11 protein-coding genes are annotated in these 17,133 nt (G+C 69.9%); 4 read left to right on the top strand and 7 right to left on the bottom strand.

Translation table 11 applies throughout. The annotated features are described in order from the left end of the window. Nucleotides 1-43: 43 nt before the first annotated feature. The 4 genes from ACZ60X_RS10890 (at nt 44) to ACZ60X_RS10905 (ending at nt 4,801) form a co-directional block, all read left to right on the top strand. Nucleotides 44-2,212 (top strand): MMPL family transporter, encoded by a 2,169-nt coding sequence (locus tag ACZ60X_RS10890; RefSeq protein ID WP_469596140.1) that lies wholly within the window; start codon nt 44-46, stop codon nt 2,210-2,212. A gap of 166 nt (nt 2,213-2,378) precedes the next feature. Continuing rightward, a complete protein-coding gene (locus ACZ60X_RS10895) occupies nt 2,379-2,741 on the top strand; it encodes a hypothetical protein (RefSeq protein ID WP_469596143.1) in 363 nt (120 codons plus the stop codon). Then, nucleotides 2,742-3,419, top strand: a complete 678-nt coding sequence (locus tag ACZ60X_RS10900) for a response regulator transcription factor (protein WP_469596146.1) — start codon at nt 2,742-2,744, stop codon at nt 3,417-3,419. After that, nucleotides 3,416-4,801 carry a sensor histidine kinase gene (locus ACZ60X_RS10905; protein WP_469596149.1) on the top strand — a complete coding sequence of 462 codons (1,386 nt, stop codon included), beginning with the start codon at nt 3,416-3,418 and terminating at the stop codon, nt 4,799-4,801. Before ACZ60X_RS10900 ends, ACZ60X_RS10905 begins: the two co-directional genes overlap by 4 nt. Nucleotides 4,802-4,847: 46 nt before the next feature. Here the strand turns inward: ACZ60X_RS10905 and ACZ60X_RS10910 are convergent, their stop codons facing one another. From ACZ60X_RS10910 to ACZ60X_RS10940, 7 genes are all read right to left on the bottom strand, one after another. Further along, nucleotides 4,848-5,039 (bottom strand): hypothetical protein, encoded by a 192-nt coding sequence (locus ACZ60X_RS10910; RefSeq protein WP_469596152.1) that lies wholly within the window; start codon nt 5,037-5,039, stop codon nt 4,848-4,850. Nucleotides 5,040-5,565: 526 nt separating this feature from the next. After that, nucleotides 5,566-10,338: an NACHT domain-containing protein gene (locus tag ACZ60X_RS10915; protein WP_469596154.1), complete on the bottom strand. Its 4,773-nt coding sequence runs from the start codon at nt 10,336-10,338 to the stop codon at nt 5,566-5,568. A 251-nt stretch (nt 10,339-10,589) separates the two neighbouring features. Continuing rightward, nucleotides 10,590-11,498 (bottom strand): S-4TM family putative pore-forming effector, encoded by a 909-nt coding sequence (locus tag ACZ60X_RS10920; RefSeq protein ID WP_469596156.1) that lies wholly within the window; start codon nt 11,496-11,498, stop codon nt 10,590-10,592. Between the two features lie 795 nt (nt 11,499-12,293). Beyond that, the gene (gene adh / locus ACZ60X_RS10925) at nt 12,294-13,817 is read right to left on the bottom strand and encodes an aldehyde dehydrogenase (protein WP_469596159.1); all 1,524 of its coding nucleotides are present in this window, start codon (nt 13,815-13,817) and stop codon (nt 12,294-12,296) included. Between the two features lie 57 nt (nt 13,818-13,874). Further along, nucleotides 13,875-15,182 carry a GAF domain-containing protein gene (locus ACZ60X_RS10930; protein WP_469596162.1) on the bottom strand — a complete coding sequence of 436 codons (1,308 nt, stop codon included), beginning with the start codon at nt 15,180-15,182 and terminating at the stop codon, nt 13,875-13,877. Between the two features lie 164 nt (nt 15,183-15,346). Then, nucleotides 15,347-16,006 (bottom strand): N-acetylmuramoyl-L-alanine amidase, encoded by a 660-nt coding sequence (locus tag ACZ60X_RS10935; protein ID WP_469596164.1) that lies wholly within the window; start codon nt 16,004-16,006, stop codon nt 15,347-15,349. Nucleotides 16,007-16,067: 61 nt separating this feature from the next. Then, the gene (locus ACZ60X_RS10940; RefSeq protein ID WP_469596167.1) at nt 16,068-17,081 is read right to left on the bottom strand and encodes an acetamidase/formamidase family protein; all 1,014 of its coding nucleotides are present in this window, start codon (nt 17,079-17,081) and stop codon (nt 16,068-16,070) included. Nucleotides 17,082-17,133: the final 52 nt, after the last annotated feature.

A 17,133-nucleotide genomic window follows, 5' to 3' on the forward strand; every position in this document is an offset into this window, starting at 1 on the left:
ACTTGCGCCCACATGTCGCTTCTGCAGTCTGGGGCCTGATGCCGTGAACGCCGTCACACGTTTTTGTCTGGATCACAAGCGCCTGGTCGTACTCGCCTGGCTGGTGCTGACAGTGATCGGTGCCATGACCGTCGGACAGGCCACCGGGCGTCTGACACACACCTTCGCCACCCCCGCCACCAAGGGCTACGATGCCAACCTGCACCTGCTGCAGAAGTTCGGCATCGACGGCAATGAGCAGCCGTCCATCGGCGTCCTTACACTCCCCGCGGGCAAGGGCATGGACACCGCGGCCGGCCAGGACATCGCCGCGCGCACCTTCGCAGCCGCGAACAAAGCGGGCCACCTGGCTGTCGCCGACTGGGCCAACACCCACGACCCCAGGCTCGTCTCCGCGGACAAGCGCACGACCTGGGCGATCTTCAACATGCCCAATCCCGACACCCCGAGCGGCGCCGGGGTGATGGATCGCATCGAGCCGGCGGTCAGGGCCGCGGCGCCCGCAGGCGCCGCCGTTTCGGTGACCGGCTTCGAGCAGATCCAGACCACCACCCAGGGCTCCGCGGGCGGCGGCCCCGGTGTGCTGGTGGAAACGCTGATCGGAGTCGCCGGAGCACTGGCCGTCCTGCTCTTCGTCTACGGCTCCGCGCTGGCCCTCGTTCCGCTGCTGATCGCCGTGCCCGCGATCCTGACGACCTTCCTCCTGGTCCTGGGTCTCACCCACACCATGGACGTGAGCTTCCTGGTGGAGTACCTGATCGCCGTCATGGGGCTCGGTATCGCCGTCGACTACTCACTGCTGCTCATCACCCGCTGGCGCGAGGAACGCGAGGCCGGGCGGAGCAACGAGGAGGCGATCGTGGCCGCCGGCCCGACCGCCGGACGCGCCGTGGTGCTCAGTGGCCTCACCGTCGCCGCGGGTCTGCTCTCCCTGATCATCCTGCCGGTGCCGTTCCTGCGCAGTATCGGTGTCGGCGGCATGCTCATCCCACTGGTGGCCATCGCCGCCGCGGTCACCCTGCTGCCGGTGATCCTCGCCGCATGGGGTCCGGCCCTGGACAAGCACCGCATCCGCAAGGGGTCGACGACGTTCAGCCGGGGCTGGGAGCGCTGGGCCCGTGTGGTGGTGCGCCACCGCTGGGCGGCGGGCATCGCCGGACTGGTCATCGTCGTCGGCCTGGCGATCCCGGGACTGTTCATGAACACGGGACAGCCTCGTGCCAACTCCTTGGGGGGCAAGAGCCAGGCCGCGGTCACCCTGCACGCCCTGGAGAGGCAGGGGGTGCCCAGCGGGGTGGTCTTCCCCGTCCAGGTCCTCGCCCACGGCGGACCCGGCGCCGCCCAGGAAGCCGCACGGATCGCAGAGAAGACGCCCGGGATCTACACGGTTCTCGCGCCCGCGACGCCTTCCTTCCGGCAGACAGGCGACTCCCTCATCACCGCCATCCCCTACGACGAGGGCAATACTTCCGCCGGAACGGCCACCGTGGCTCGGGTGCGTGCGGCACTCGCCAACCTCCCAGGAGGAGTCGAGGTCGGCGGCAACACCGCACAGAACGTCGACTTCAACCGCGCGGTGTACGGCAATTTCCCGCTGATGCTCGCGGTGATCTCGCTGCTCGCCTTCCTGCTGCTGGCCCGGGAATTCCGCTCCGCAGTACTGGCCGTCAAGGCCGTGGTGGTGAACCTGGTGTCGCTCGGCGCCTCGTTCGGTTTCCTGGTGCTCTTCTGGCAGAACGGCCTCGGGTCCCAGGCGGTCTACGGGATTGCGGCCACCGGATCGATCCGCAACTGGATCCCCATCATCACCTTCGCGTTCCTCTTCGGGCTGTCCATGGACTACGAGGTCTTCATCCTGGCCCGCATGCGTGAGGAATACGACCGCACCCACGCCACCCAGCAGGCCATCGTCGGTGCGCTGGCCCGTACCGGACGCCTCGTCACCTGCGCAGCGGTGATCCTCGCCATCTCCTTCGCGTCGCTGTCCAGCGCTCCCGACGTGGTGGTGGAGATGATCGCCACCGGGCTGGGCGTCGGCATCTTCGTCGACGCCGTCGTCGTCCGGACCCTGCTGGTGCCCGCCCTGGTGGCGATCATGGGCCGGTGGAACTGGTGGCTCCCGGAGAGGCTCGCCCGGCTCCTGCGCGTTCCCCAGGCCGGTGGTGACGACGGGATCAGTTCTCCAGTCCCGGTGAACGCCGGCCTCGACTGAGAGTGCGGGCGACAGGGCCCGCCGAGGGCTTCCGATGCCCTGGCTGCGAAGGGCCGCCGCCCGCTCCTGGGCGGCGGCCCCGTGCCGTCTGACGCGTGAAAGCCGCTCGTAAGCATGCGGCTTGTAGCCTCCGAGGCGAGCTGCTACCGACTCTTGCGAGGAAACCATGGAAGCGCTGAGCAGGTGGGCGGTCCGACACCGGTTGACCGTGTTCGCGGCCTGGCCGGCCGTCACCGTGGTGGGCGTCCAGGTCGCGCCGAGCGTCTCGAGCCGGCTGCAGCCCTGCACACGGGTCTCGATGGACTACGAGGTCACCGTCCGTGAGATCGTCGCCGGTCTGGCGGCCGGGGTGCTGCTCGACGCCGTCGTGGTGCGGATGCTCCTGCTGCCCGCGCTGGTCTCGCTCTTCGGCGAGCTGAACTGTTGGATGCCCCCGCGCACGGCCCGGCTGCTGCGGATCAAACCCGGCCCAATGCAATCGCTGGACGAGCGGGAGCGAGAGCCCGTGCCGGTCGGGGATGCTGGATAGATGCGCGTGCTGATGGTTGAGGACGACAGGGACATGGCCGATTCACTCGCCTGGGGACTCAAGGCCGAGGGTTACGTCGTGGACGTGGCGGACAACGGCGTGGACGGGCTGTGGAAGGCCCGCGAGACCTCTCCCGACGTGATCATCCTGGACGTGATGCTGCCGGGGATGAACGGCTATCGAGTCTGCCGCACCCTGCGCGAGCAGGGCCTGTGGATGCCGATCCTGATGCTGACCGCAATGGACGAGGACCTCGACCACGCCGAGGGGCTGGACAGCGGGGCCGACGACTACCTGGCCAAACCGTTCTCCTACACGGTGCTGCTCGCGCACCTGCGCTCCTTGACCCGGCGGGGGCTCAACGCCCGGCCGGCGGTGCTCACCGCAGCCGGCCTGATGCTGGACCCGGCCAGCCGCACAGTGACCCGCGACGGCCAGGAACTGGAGCTCACCACCAGGGAGCTGTCCGTCCTGGAGCACCTGATGCGGTGCAAGGGACGCGTGGTGTCCAAGTCCGAGCTGCTGGACCACTGTTGGGACGTGAACTTCGACGGCGGCCCGTCCGTGGTCGAGGTCCATGTGCACCGGCTGCGACGGAAGATAGAGACTCCGGGCGGTGCGGCGGTGATCGAGACGATCCGAGGCGAGGGCTACCTGATCCGGGAGGACAGGCCGTGAGCAGCCGACGCCTCGGCCACCGGGTCGGCATGCGCACCGTGCGTGCCAGGGTCACCGTCGTCGCCGGGCTCGCGCTCACGGCGGCGGTGACCCTCGGCCTGGTCATCCTGTACCTCCTCCAGGTCGGATCCGCCCACCGGACCGCCGACGACCAACTGCGCACCTACGCAGCACAGGTCGAGCAGTCCGCGCGCGGTGGCAGCTGGCCGCACCCGCTGCCCTCATCCGCCCTGGACCCCAACGCCCAGGCCCAGGTGCTCACCACGGACGGCACCGTCCTTGCCGCCACCCCGGTCCTGCAGGGGCAGCGCGCCGTCTACACCCTGCCCCCCGGTTCCCAGACCCCCGTGCGGCAGAAAGGCGCAGACACGGTGGTGAACGGCGAGGTACGCGTTCACGGCAGCCGGGCCACCGTCGGCGGCAGACCGGTGACGATCATCACCCTCACCACCACCGACCTGCTCAGCCAGGTCAACGAGACCTTCGCCCGGCTGCTGCTGGTGGGCGTGCCCTGCATCCTGCTGCTGGCCTGCGGCACCGTATGGCTGGTCGTGGGCCGGGCCCTGCGCCCGGTTGAGCGCATCCGCCGCTCGGTCACCGAGATCACGGCCGCGGATCTGTCGCGGCGTGTTCCGCAGCCGGACACCCACGACGAGATCGGTGACCTCGCGCGCACGATGAACGACATGCTCACCCGGCTCGACCACTCCGCGGCGCGGCAGCGGCGCTTTACCGCCGACGCCTCGCACGAGCTGCGCAGCCCGCTGGCGGCGATCCGCACCGCACTGGAGGTCGGACTCGCCCACCCGGAGACCGCGCCCTGGCCGGAGATCGCCCGGCGCGCGGTACGTCAGTCCGAACGCCTGGAGACGCTGGTGCACGAGCTTCTCGTCCTTGCCAGGAGCGACGACCGCCAGCTCGTGACGCGACGGCGTCGGGTCGATCTCGGCAAGCTGGTCGAGGAGGTACGCGCGACCAGTGCCGCCCCGCAGGTGCCCGTCGGCATCGACCACGTGAGGACCGGCGTGATGGTCGTCGGCGACGCCGAGCACCTGAGCCGTATGGTGCGCAACGTCCTCGACAACGCCATCCGTCACGCCCGGCACACGGTCCAGGTGTCGGTCCTGGACGCGCCGCTCGATCAGGTGCGGATCGAGATCGCCGACGACGGTCCCGGCGTCCCGCCCGAGGAACGCGAGCGCGTCTTCGACCGCTTCGTCCGGCTGGACGCCAGCCGCGAACGCACCAGCGGATCGAGCGGTCTCGGCCTTGCCATCGCCAAGGAGATCGCGACCGCGCACGGCGGCCACATCACGCTCGACGAGGCCCCAGGCGGCGGTGCACTCGTCCTGATCACCCTGCCACGCGCCGCCGCTGGGTGAGCGTCGTAGTGGGCTGAGGCGCGGCTCCCTTCCACCAAGAGGGTTCTCAGTGCCGGACGCGGCGCAACTCGAGCAGCTTCCGGATGCTGAAGTCGGCGGACCCCGACCACCCCACGACGTTCCGCTCTTCCTCTTGGATCAGTTCGGCCTTCTCCGTGATCCGGGGCAGTGCCTCGGCGGGGATCTGGAGGACTCCGTGTTCGTCGCCGTGCAGGATGCCGCCGGTCCGCACAGCCATCCCGGCCACGTGACCGGGCCGCCCACCTCGAGCAGGGCGCTCCCGCCGCGAGGAGCCTTCACTCGCGATACGGACTCGTTCAGGGCGGCCATCAGGTCGAAAAGCTCTCCCAGTGCTGCCGACGGTTCAGCGCTGCTTACGGGTATCAACGGATCGCTGCGCTCGTGAGCGGGCGGCTCGTAGGTTGTGTCCTTCGGAGCTCTTTGGTCCGCGGCTGGTCCGGCGGGAACTCCCTTGGATGCCAGACTGTAGCTTTAAGAACCCAATTGATTACACCGGGTACCTTTCATGTCGGGTTGCCTGGAGTGCAACGATGCCTCCAGGCAACCGACTTCAGGCTCTAGAAGAAGCCAAGCTTCTGAGGGCTGTAGGAACAAAGAATGTTCTTCGTCTGCTGGTGGTACACGACTGCGGTCCCTTTGACCTGCGGATATGGGCGTCAGGGTGAGCTTCGGTTGGCGGCTGGTCCGGGAATGGTCCGGGCCTTGGTGATGGGCCTTGGGCCCGGGCCCCCGGTCGATGGCCATCACTTCTGCGCGTTCGACGGAGTTTCCAGGGCTGGCAGCCAGCGCTGCGGACTGCCCTCGCTGCGCAGGAGGGTGCCGATCCGGACCGTCTCCCTCACCACGCCGGACCATGGGCTGCTGTCGGCGATCGTGAGAAGGTACCGCGCTGTGTCGTCGGTGCGGTGGCGGATGCCACTGCGGATCAGCACGCGCAGGAGTTCCACCGGGCCGTCCCACACACCTTCGACGAGTTCCCTCCACTGCTCCGGGCTGGCCCGTTCGGCAAGGCGCGAGAGGGGTCTCTGCCAGCGCTGCGCCAGCGTCGTCACCTTGCCCGTGGACAGCGTGCGCAGTTTCCTGGCAGCCGCGTTGACCACCGTCACCGCCTCCTGCGGCGCGGCGTCGGCCAGGCGTTCGAGGAGTCGTCCGAGCACCGTCACGTCACCGACCTGCGTGGCCGTCGCCAGGTGGCGCAACGCCCCGTTGCGTGCCCGGCTGACCTCCGCCTGCGTGGTGAGCGGGTAGTGGCGGCACAGCAGGCCCGTCATACACCGGCGGGCCGCGGCCTGCACCAGCTCACGCTCGCCCTGGCCGGTACGCCCCTCGACGTAGTCGGCGGCCGCGAAGTGATGCAGGTCCTCTTCCTCCAGTTGCTGCCACTCCGGAGTGTTTAGAGAGCCGTTCGGACTGTGCTCGACCACGGTCTCCACCAGCTGCAGCGCGGCGCCGACATGGCGCGGATGACCGCGCCTGCCCAGCATCTCCCGGAGCCGGGTCAGGGCAGGGGGGCCGAGGACGCCCAGGGCGATGAGCCTGCCGCGCACGTGCAAGGCGGTCCTGGCGTTGTCCGCGCCGTATTCATGCGTAACGGCGAGATCGCACACCTCCTCGAGTGCGGTGCGATGCCGACGTAGGGCGGCCGCCAGCCGGCGGTCGATGTCCGTCCCGGCTTGAGGCAGCACCGCGTTCAGCCACGCCGGATCGAGCCGGGGATCCACGGCCCCTCCGGCGAACAACTCGTCCAGCAGCTCGGGATGCTCCGCTACCAGCACCTGCAGCGAGCCGGAGATCTTCTTGTCCGTCTGGGTCACACCGGTGCCCCTGCCAGGCCCCGTGACGTGGCCCTTGCCCGCCCGTTCGGTGCGCCACAGCCGCAGGGCCGTCCGAGCCTGAGCCTGTCCCGCCGCGGCGGCGGCGACCAGCAGAACGGCCACGTCTGGATCGGTCAGCCAGATCCGGTGCAACTCCGCTTCCGCACCGCATCTGCCTCCGCTATCAGGCTGCTGGCCCGCGGCGCCCTCCGGCCACGCTTCGCCGACCAACCGGGCCGTGGTGGCCACGTCCAGGCTGCGTTTCCAGGTCTCTGCCGCCAACTGGTGGGTGGCGTCGGCGGGAGCGGCCCGGTTCTGGGTCCGCAGTCTCAGCGCCAGCCAGCTGCGCACGGCTTTGGTGGCGGCTGGCTCCGGTCCGCGGGCACGGCTCGGCAGGGTGTCGCCGCCGAGCGTGTCCGAGGCGCGGGTGGCGGTCAGCAACGGCAGCAGCAGGCAGGTCGACAGCAGAGTCAGCGACGTCGGCGCGGCGACCTCCTCCAGCACGTCGAGTAGGTGGCCGACCTCCTCGGGGGACGCCTGCCGCGCCATCCGCGCCACGGCGTGTACTTGCACGTACGACGTGAATTCCTTGGGATGCCGGGCAGCGGCCCTCAGGACGGAGTCCAGCGGCGGCTGTCGGCCGCTGGACAGCCAGTTGCCGGCGATCAATTGTCCCAGTGCCGCCTGGACCTGTACATCGCTGTTGTTGAACCTGGCGCCGTGGCCCCATCGGTGGCGCACGATATGCCGGACCGCGGAGAACGGCCTTTCCCATTCCGGCCATTCGAGCGGCCGGGCCACCAGCCGCAGGCAGCGGGCCACCGTCAGTAGGTCGCGCCGCGGATCCGTCACCACCATGCGCAGCCGATGCCACACCCAGCCGGCGTTCTCCAGCGCGAGCGCCTCGAGAACCCCGAGGAACTTGTGCATCTCGGAGTTATGCAGAGTCAGCAACCAAGCCCACACGCAGTTCCTGGGATCACAGCGCGGGCCTTTGCAGGCGCCCCCTCGGGACCCGTTGGACGGGCAGCTCCGGTCGAAGACGGTGATCACGCTCTTGGGCAGCGTCTCCGCGAACCACTTCAGAGCGATGAGCACCGGCTGCCTCAACTCCTCGGAGTCGCTGCGCCACAAGGCCAGCAACTCATCGACGATTCGGTCACCGTCCTTGTGCAGGGTTGTCGGCAGTGCCCCTAGGTAGACCCGCGCCAGGTCGGGATCCAGCGTGGCGATCAGCGACGTGAAATGACAACGCAGGGCGGCATCGGGCTGTGGCAGTCTGGCGTAAACCCGCAGCTGCATCGCGCGCAGCGAGTGTGTGTCCGCCGTGCCGGCGTCCCAGGTGTCGGCGAGCGTGCCGGTCAGCAGTGCTGTGCACGCCTCGGCGGCCTGGTTGCCGCCCCTGCCGGCCTGGACGAGCGCCTGCTCGGCGACCGCGAGCCGGAACTGGTCCCCGGGATGCTCTTTCAGCCAGCCCAGCAGCTCACCCAGCAGTGACGGGACGTCGGACGCGGCAGTCCGGGAGAGCCGGCGGCCCGCCGCGTACTCGAACAGTGTCTGGTGGAAGTAGGTGTAGCGCTCCGTGGTGCCGGCACCCTGGCGTTCGACCACGCCCCGCGCCACGAGCCCTTGGAGGCCGCGCTCCAGTCCAGGGCGGCCGGAGGGTGAGCGATCGGCGAGCACCTCCGCGCCCGAGATGTCGAGCCTGCCTTCCCCCAGCATTAACTGGGCCAGTTCCTCACCGGCCCCGGTGAGATCGGGCAGCGGCCCCGTGCCGGTCGCGGGGGCATCTCCTGCTCGCTGGTCCTGGCTGACACGGTGGCTCCAGTACCGGTCGTACAGGATCGCGGTGTCGATGTCCTGCACTTGGGGCGGTTGGGGGGCGAACGTCTCGAACAGCATGCGCAGTGTCAGGGGAGCCTCGCAGACCTTACGCATCGGCAGCCCCTTCACCGCCGCGTTGGCGATGTCCCGGCACACCTTGTCCACGGAGACCTCGGCCTCTCCCTCGTAGAAGTACCGCGCGTGCGACCGGATGGCCGCTTCCTGCTCCCGCGGGCTGTAGGGGCCCAGCACGCGCTGCTGGACGCCGAAGTCCTCCACCTGCGACTGCAGGACGTTCCACTCCTCCTTCCTGCACGTCATGAGGACCCGTACGGAGTTGTCCGCGGCGATCGTGAGCAGTTCCTGTAGCACATGGAAGCCCGTCGCGTCCGACACCAGCAGGTCCGCGGTGTCGAAGAGGAAGACCGCGGGATCCGTCAGGGAACGACAGGCGGCGCGCAGCGTCTCCAGGGCGAGTCCGGCACCGGACGCCGTGTTCCGGAGGTCGCCGGCCCGCAGGAAGTACGGCCGGGGGCCCAACGGGTCAGCCGAGAGCTCCTGGTGCAGCCGCCACAGCAGCGTCGTCTTCCCGCTCCCCGGATCCCCGACCACGCAGATCGGCTGCCCCATGCCGAGCAGCTTGAGCAGGTCTCTCTCCAGATCCCGAGGGACAGCGAGCGCCGTGAGGTCCAGGGGCTGCGCCTGCATACCGGACGCACCCTGGTGGCCCGCCGCAGCGACGGCGGTGTGGCTGTACGCTTCCAGTTCGCGGAGCTCCTCCGACCGATCCGTGGTCGCTCCCCGGGACACGGACGCGGCCCGCACCGCGCGGTCCGCCGCTGCGGCGGCGCCGGTCCACCGCTCCGGCGGAACCGCTGTACCGCACGGCACGTACCGCCCGGCCGGTTCCGGTCCCGTGATCGTCACGCCCGGCGGAATCGGGGTGCCCAACCGCTGCAGCAGCTCACCTCCGGCGCGCGCCGCCAGCCTGAAATTCCACCACCGGCCGCCGTCGCCCATGTTCTCGTAGGTGCTGCCCCGCAGACCGGTCACGATCAGGGAGAGCAGGAACTGGCGGTGCCACAGGTCGTACAGGCCGCCCGCGAAGATCTCCTCGCAAGTGTCCCGCACTGTCTGCACGATGTCTTTCGTCGCCGGCTTGATCTGGCGCAGGGAATCTTCGTGGGGTCGCACCAGATAGTGCAGCAGGGCATCGCCTTCCTCCGTCGGCTGTTCCCGGACGGTCGGTTCCACGGCGGATAGGAGCAGCGTGGCTACGTCCCGCGACAACGGGGCGTTCTGCGAGAACGTCGCCAGGTCGATGAGTTGGAACTTCTCGAACCGGGCCCTGCCTTCCCGGACGGGCACCAGGACGTTGTGCAGGTGCAGGTCGCCGTGCGCCCGTCCCCGCATGACGTCCAGCTTCGGGTGCCCGGCGTCCGCCTGGGCCAGCGCCAGAGGGTTCGGCAGGTCCAGGCCGTTGATTTTGATCCACGGCGTGTCCGCCTCCAGGCCCCCGATCCGTGATCCGTAGGCGAGTGCCGAGCCACCGCGGGAGACAAGCGCTCCGAGTTCCTGGCGCAGCAACTCACCGACAGGCAGGTGGTCGGACGTGCCGCCCCCCGGGCCGTTGTTCCATTCCGTCAGCAGCCACCTCGTGAGGTACGCGCAACCGGCAGGCAGGTCGTTCCCCAGGGACGCCATGGCGCACAAGTCGTCCAGGCTGCCGGTCGCGGGGGACTGGAACGTCAGTACGCGCCCGTCCTCCACCGGCCATGAACCGTGCAACGTCGGCACATGGTTCTGAGCCGTCTTGCGGGCCTCCGCGTGGGGATGCCCCTCGCCTCCCTGGCCGTGGGGGGACACCTTGACCACCATGACCCCCGGTCCCCGGCTGGCCACCACGGCCGTCAGCCCGGCACCGCTGGCACCCTGGCCCAACGGTCGCCACCGGGGCACGTGGGGCCGAACCAGGCCCCGATGCACCTTGTGGGCCCAGGCGACCAGCGCTTTGGACGCCAGCTCGTCGTTATCGAACAGAGAGGCGAGGCTGTCCGCGTTCTCCACCGTGCTTTCCCCTGATCCGTGTCCCGTTCGCGCGCGATCCACTCCAGCCGGACGCCGGCCGGTCAGCCAGGCTGGGGCGTCCGGCGGGCGACGAGACGTTCCACGTCGTCCATGGCGGCCTGGAAATCGGCCCGGTCCGTGCTCTTGAAGCGGCGGAAGAACCAGTCCGGCACGCGCGTGTACCGCTGCCGCGAATGGAAGATCACGTCCTGCACCTGCCGGGCGAGACCCATCAGTGCGCCGGTGTCACCGCCCGCGGCGACCCTGGCCTCCAGTAGCTCCATCACCCGCTCCCGTTCTGCGGCGACCTGCCACTGGGTGCGGCACACTTCCAGACCCATCATCGCCGCGCCGAGCGACGGCACGTACCACAGCAGCACCAGGTCGAGCACCTCCATACGCATCGTCAGGCCGACGACGAGACCGCCACCCAGCCAGAGCAGGACTGCTGCCAGCACCGTCCGCGCGTAACGGCGGCGGACCCGCGCCCCCCACCCGAGATTTTGCAGTTGGCAGGCGACCACGTCATAAGGGTGCGGAAGTTCGGGGATCTCGTAGTAGTCACGTAGCTCCGCCTCCTCACCCGAGTAACGCCGGCTGAGACTGCTGATCAGGTGTGACGCGGGCGGGGAGCCCACCATGGCGCTGTTCCACTCCAGGTGGAACAGCCGAACGTCGAACGACTCCTGCAACAACGCTGCGCGACGGGCCTCGCTGCTCTCCCACTGTGTGAGCCCGACCGAGTGCGCCACCGCCCACACCCCGCCCACCACCGTGACGGAATCGCTGACATGCGGCACGAAGACGGTGACGAGGCCGGACACGGCCAGGAGAACCGATACCCCCATGCGCGCATTGGCCAGGCGCTGGGCCCTGCGGTGGGACACCGTCATGGCCCGCAGCCGGTGCAGTGCCGCCTCTCCGTTCTGTTCCGACAGGATGCGGGAGCCCCCGAGCGGCTCGCTGCCCATGACGTTCCCCCTCGTCCTCGCCGTGCCCATACTCTGCCCGCCAGCCCCAACCCCGTACACAGGCGCCACAGTTCACGTCTCGCCGTCGGTCAGCGTTTCCGCTGCTTTGCGCCATGCGCCGGCAGAGCTTCGCTCGGCGTGACCGGAGCTGTTTCCGCAGGTGATAGACGGGTGGTCACGCGTCGCGTGAGGGCTGGCGGAGAGGGCCACGGTGAACGGCTTGGGAGCTTGGAAGGGTGTTCGCCCAGCTGAGTCGCCTCAGGCTCGCTGTACCGTGATCGGCCTGACGGTGTGGGCCTTCCTGGCCTGATGGCGACTCGGTTCTTCAGGGCTCCTTCCCCGTCAGTAGGATCACCGGCAGCGTAGGGCGGGAGGCGCACGGGGTGGGGAGCAGCGGTATGGCAGCGGGGGCTGGCGACCGTCTCGCTGGACTTGAAATCTTCCGGGCAGCTTCTCTCGCCGGGCGGACAGTTGGCGGTGTCCCCGAATCGGTCGCCGCCCCCGTCAGCCATGCCGGAACCCGATGTGGAGCCCCATGAACTCGACGACGAGGTCGCGCGGGGGCGGCTCGGCCGTTGTCTCGAGCCGGTCCCAGGAAGTCCTGGACTCGCGGCGCTCATGAGCGGGCGGCTCGTGGGGTGATGTCCCTCGGCGCCGTTTGGTCCACGACTGGTCCGGGCGAGACTCCCTTGGGTGTCAGAAAGTAGCGCGAACAGCCAGCTCAGCACAGTGTGTAGCCCGTTATTTCGGGTTGCCTGGAGTGCAACGATGCCTCCAGGCAACCGACTTCAGGCTCTAGAAGAAGCCAAGCTTCTGAGGGCTGTAGGAACAAAGAATGTTCTTCGTCTGCTGGTAGTGCTCCAGCATCATCTTGTGCGTCTCGCGGCCGATCCCGGACTGCTTGTAGCCGCCGAACGCCGCGTGCGCCGGGTAGGCGTGGTAGCAGTTGGTCCACACGCGGCCCGCCTGGATCGCGCGGCCCGCCCGGTAGGCGGTGTTGGCGTCCCGCGTCCACACCCCCGCGCCGAGCCCGTAGAGGGTGTCGTTCGCCATCTTGATGGCGTCGTCGAAGTCGTCGAACGAGGCCACCGAGACGACCGGGCCGAAGATCTCCTCCTGGAAGATCCGCATCCGGTTGTCGCCCTCGAAGATGGTCGGCTGGACGTAGTAACCGCCCTTCAGCTCGCCGTCGTGCTCGACGCGCTCCCCACCCGTGAGTACCCTGGCGCCCTCCTGCCGGCCGATGTCCAGGTAGGAGAGGATCTTCTCCAGCTGGTCGTTGGAGGCCTGGGCACCGATCATCGTGTCGGTGTCGAGCGGATGCCCCGGCTTGATCTGCCGCGTGCGGGCGACCGCCGCGTCGAGGAAGTCCGCGTAGTGACCGCGCTGGATGAGCGCCCGCGACGGACAGGTGCACACCTCGCCCTGGTTGAGCGCGAACATGGTGAAGCCTTCGAGCGCCTTGTCGCGGAAGTCGTCGTCGTGCGCCCACACGTCGTCGAAGAAGATGTTCGGCGACTTGCCGCCCAGTTCGAGCGTGACCGGCTTGATGTTCTCCGAGGCGTACTGCATGATCAGCCGCCCGGTCGTGGTCTCCCCGGTGAACGCGACCTTCGCCACCCGCGGGCTGGACGCCAGCGGCTTGCCCGCCTCGACGCCGAAGCCGTTGACGATGTTCAGCACGCCCGGCGGCAGCAGGTCCGCGATCAGGCTCACCCAGTAGTGGATGGACGCCGGTGTCTGCTCCGCCGGCTTCAGGACGACCGCGTTGCCCGCGGCGAGCGCCGGCGCCAGCTTCCAGGCGGCCATCAGGATCGGGAAGTTCCACGGGATGATCTGCGCGACCACCCCGAGCGGCTCGTGGAAGTGGTACGCCACCGTGTCGTCGTCGATCTCGCTGAGCGAGCCCTCCTGCGCCCGGATCGCACCGGCGAAGTACCGGAAGTGGTCGATCGCCAGCGGGATGTCGGCCGCCAGCGTTTCCCGGACCGGCTTGCCGTTCTCCCAGCTCTCGGCCACCGCCAATGGCTCCAGACGGGCGGCCATCCGGTCGGCGATCTTCAGCAGGATGTCGCTGCGCTCCGCCGCCGACGTACGGCCCCAGCCGGGCGCGGCCTCGTGCGCCGCGTCCAGCGCCCGCTCCACGTCGTCCGCCGTACCGCGCGCGATCTCCGTGAACGGCTGCCCGTTGACCGGCGACGGATTCTCGAAGTACTGCCCGCGCACCGGCGGCACGTACTCCCCGCCGATGAAGTGGTCGTAGCGCGCTTGGTAGGAGACGATCGCGCCCTCGGTGCCCGGCGCCGCGTAACGAGTCATGCTGGTCTGCCTCCCGGTGCAGCGCTGCCCGCCGTTGGGCAGCTGTCGGGCGCGAGGCTAGGCGGGCCGACGTTGCGAGTACGTTGCACCGCGGGCCGGTGGGGGCAGCAGGCCGGCCGGAGCCGTCAGTTCGGCCTCCAGCGCGGCGAGCCGGGACCGCACCGGGGCCGTGGGCCGCACCGCGGCGAGCGCTCGCCACACCGCCACGTCGTCCTCGCCCCACGGCGCGTGCGCCCAGTCCGCCAGCAGGTCCGGGTCGCGGTGCGCGATCAGCGCCGTGCGCAGCCCGTCGGCGAGCCGTTCCCGTAGCCGAACGATCGCGGGCGCCTGCGAACCGGGCAGCAGCGGGCCCGAGTACGCTTCCGTCGCCACCGTCAGAGCCCCCGCCTCCAGACGCCGCTCCACCACGGTCACGTCCGACTCGACCGCGGCCGATAGCCGGTAGGGCCGTGAGGCGAGCAATCCCGGCCCCAACAGCCTGCGCAACCGCGCCAGTTCGGCCCGCAGCGTCACCGGGGTCACCGACTCGTCCGCGTACAGCGCGCACAGCAGCTCGTCCCCGCTCAGGCCCTCCGGATGCCGGGAGAGCAGGACGACTATCTCGCTGTGCCGTCGGCTGAGCCGGATCCGGCGGCCGTCCAGGGCCAGTTCCGCCTCGTCCCGGCCGAGCGCGCTGAGCATCGGCGTGTCCGTGGTGCTCCGTGGCGGCGCGAGCAGCGCGAGCTGTGCCTCCGCCGCCCGCGCCACCGCGTGCACGAATCCCAGGCTGTGTGGATGCGCCAGCCCGTCACCACCGGTGATGTCCACGGCGCCCAGCACCCGGCCGGTCCGCGGATCGTGGACCGGCGCGGCGGCGCAGGTCCACGGCTGCACCCGGCGTATGAAGTGCTCCGCGGCGAACACCTGCACCGGCCGGTCCACGGCGACCGCGGTGCCCGGCGCGTTGGTGCCGACCGCCGCCTCCGACCAGCGCGCGCCCGGCACGAAGTTCATCCCGTCCGCCCGGCGCCGGGTCGCCCGGTGCCCCTCGACCCACAGCAGCCTGCCGTGCGCGTCGCACACCGCCAGCAGATGCTCGCCGTCGGCGGCGAAGGTGCCCAGCAACTCCCGGAACAGCGGCATCACTCTGGCGAGCGGGTGCTCCGCACGGTAGGTGCCGAGGTCGTCGTCGGTCAGCTCCACACTGGCGCCGCCGTCCGGCCCGACACCGGCTCGGGCACTGCGCCGCCACGACTCCGCCACCACCGACCGCACCGGGCGCGGCACCGTACCCACGGTGGTGAACGTCTCGTGCGCCCGGCGCAGCGCACGGACCCGCTCGGCGAGGTCGGCTCCCGGCTCCAGGGCCACCCAAGGATCGGTCAACTCGGCCTCCCCGGACGGTGAAACGACGCTGACACGGCTCGGAACATCGTCACTCACAGTGTTCGTGTGGGCAACCCGTACGACCGGAGGTCACCCGATTCCGGCGGCGACGCCGGCTCCGGCCGTCGGCTCCGCCCCTCGGCCGGCCGGGCTCGGCGTGCCGGCTAGGCGAAGTTGACCAGTCGGATGTAGCGGACCCAGTCCCAGTGAGGCCCCGGATCGGTGTGATCGGTGCCCGGCACCTGGTAATGGCCGATGATGTGCTCCCGGTCCTTGGGGATGCCGTACGTGTCACAGATCGCCGCGGTGAGGGCGGCAGAGTGCTCGTACAGGGCGTTGGTGAAGTAGGAGGACTGATCCACCCACCCTTCGTGTTCGATGCCGATGCTGCGCGTGTTGTAGTCCCAGTTGCCCGCGTGCCAGGCGATGTCGGCTTCGTGCACGCACTGCGCGATGTGCCCGTCGGCCGAACGGACCAGGTAGTGCGCGGACACCTGCTTCTCCGGGTTGGCGAAGATCTCCAGCGTCTTGTCGTACGTCTCCTGAGTGACGTGGATGATCACCCGGTCGATCGCGTAGCTGCCCGGCCGGTCGGACGCCGTGAAGTTGGAACTGCTCGCGGGCCGCCACTCGGCGGGCAGACGGTCGACGGTCTCGGGCTGCGCACCGGCCCGCGGGTCCGGGAGCAGGGCGTAGGGGACGGCGGCGAGCGCCGCGCCCTTCAGCAGCCGTCGCCTGCTGAGGTGCGGGCGGGCCGAGCGCGCTGGTGTCTCCGGTCGGGCTGGGTCTTCCGGCCGTGCCGGGCCGGGCGGGTCGATGTCCATCGGCGGGCGCCTTTCGGGAATCGCGGAGGGTGGGGGATGGGGGGCAAGGGTGGCGCGGGCGTCAGCGGCGCAGTGCCCGCGCGGTCTCGCGCAGCCGCGCGTGGACACCGCGGTACGTCTCTCGGGCCGGCAGCCATTCCTTACGGAGCTTGGCCACGCACGTGTAGTTCGTGTCGCACACGTTGGCCAACGGTGATTCGACCGCCTGGGTTGCGAATTGGTACGCGTCCGGCTCACTGAAGCCGTAGTCGCGGGCCAGCCACCGCACCAGGTCGAGCTGCGATATCCGGAACGCGTCCTCCAGCGGGCGGGCCGAGCCGGTCGAGATGATGTGGGTGTCCGACTCCAGCCGGGGCCACGGGGTGGCGACGCCCTTGAGGAGGTCCACGATCACCACCGTGTTCATCGCGCACTCCACGGCGACCCCGCAGGTCTCGCCCTCGCCCTGCCGCGCGTGCCCGTCCCCGAGGCTGAGCAGCGCGCCCTCCACGTTGACCCCGAGGTAGCAGGTGACGCCCGCCCGCATCTCGGGCGTGTCCATGTTCCCGCCGTGCGCGTCCGGAACGAGGGCGGAACGCACCTCGAGGTTGGCGGGGGCGACGCCCACCGTGCCGTGCATCGGGTCCATGGGCAGCTCGACCTCGATGTCACTGTCCCGTGCCTGGAACAGGGCGGTGCGCCGCGCTCGGTCCAGCTGCCAGATCCAGACCCGCTCCTCCAGCGGCGGCTGCAGCGTGGCCGTGGTGTGCGTGGAGGTGAGCGCGCCGAACAGCGGGACCGTCGTCGACGCCGCCCAGTCACGGGCCGGCTCGATCGAGACGAAGTGCACCGCCACGGTGTCGCCGGGCTCGGCACCCTCGATGTGGAACGGGCCGGTCTGCGGGTTGAGGTACGGGAACTCGCAGACCTCGGAGACGAGATCCTTCTCCGAGCGGACCCGGCCGGCGAAGCAGTCCTCCGTGAAGAGGTCGAGCACCGTGCCGGGCGTGATCCGCGCGACGTGCGACGCCCCGCCGAACGTCCAGGCGTACTGGCCCGGTTCCGGGCGAACGGTGAGGATCCGGGGGTCGGTCATCGTGACAGTGGTCCCTTCTGGCGGGCGGTCGGGGAGCGGAGCCCTTGCGGGA

The organism is Streptomyces sp. NPDC104106, assembly GCF_055584345.1.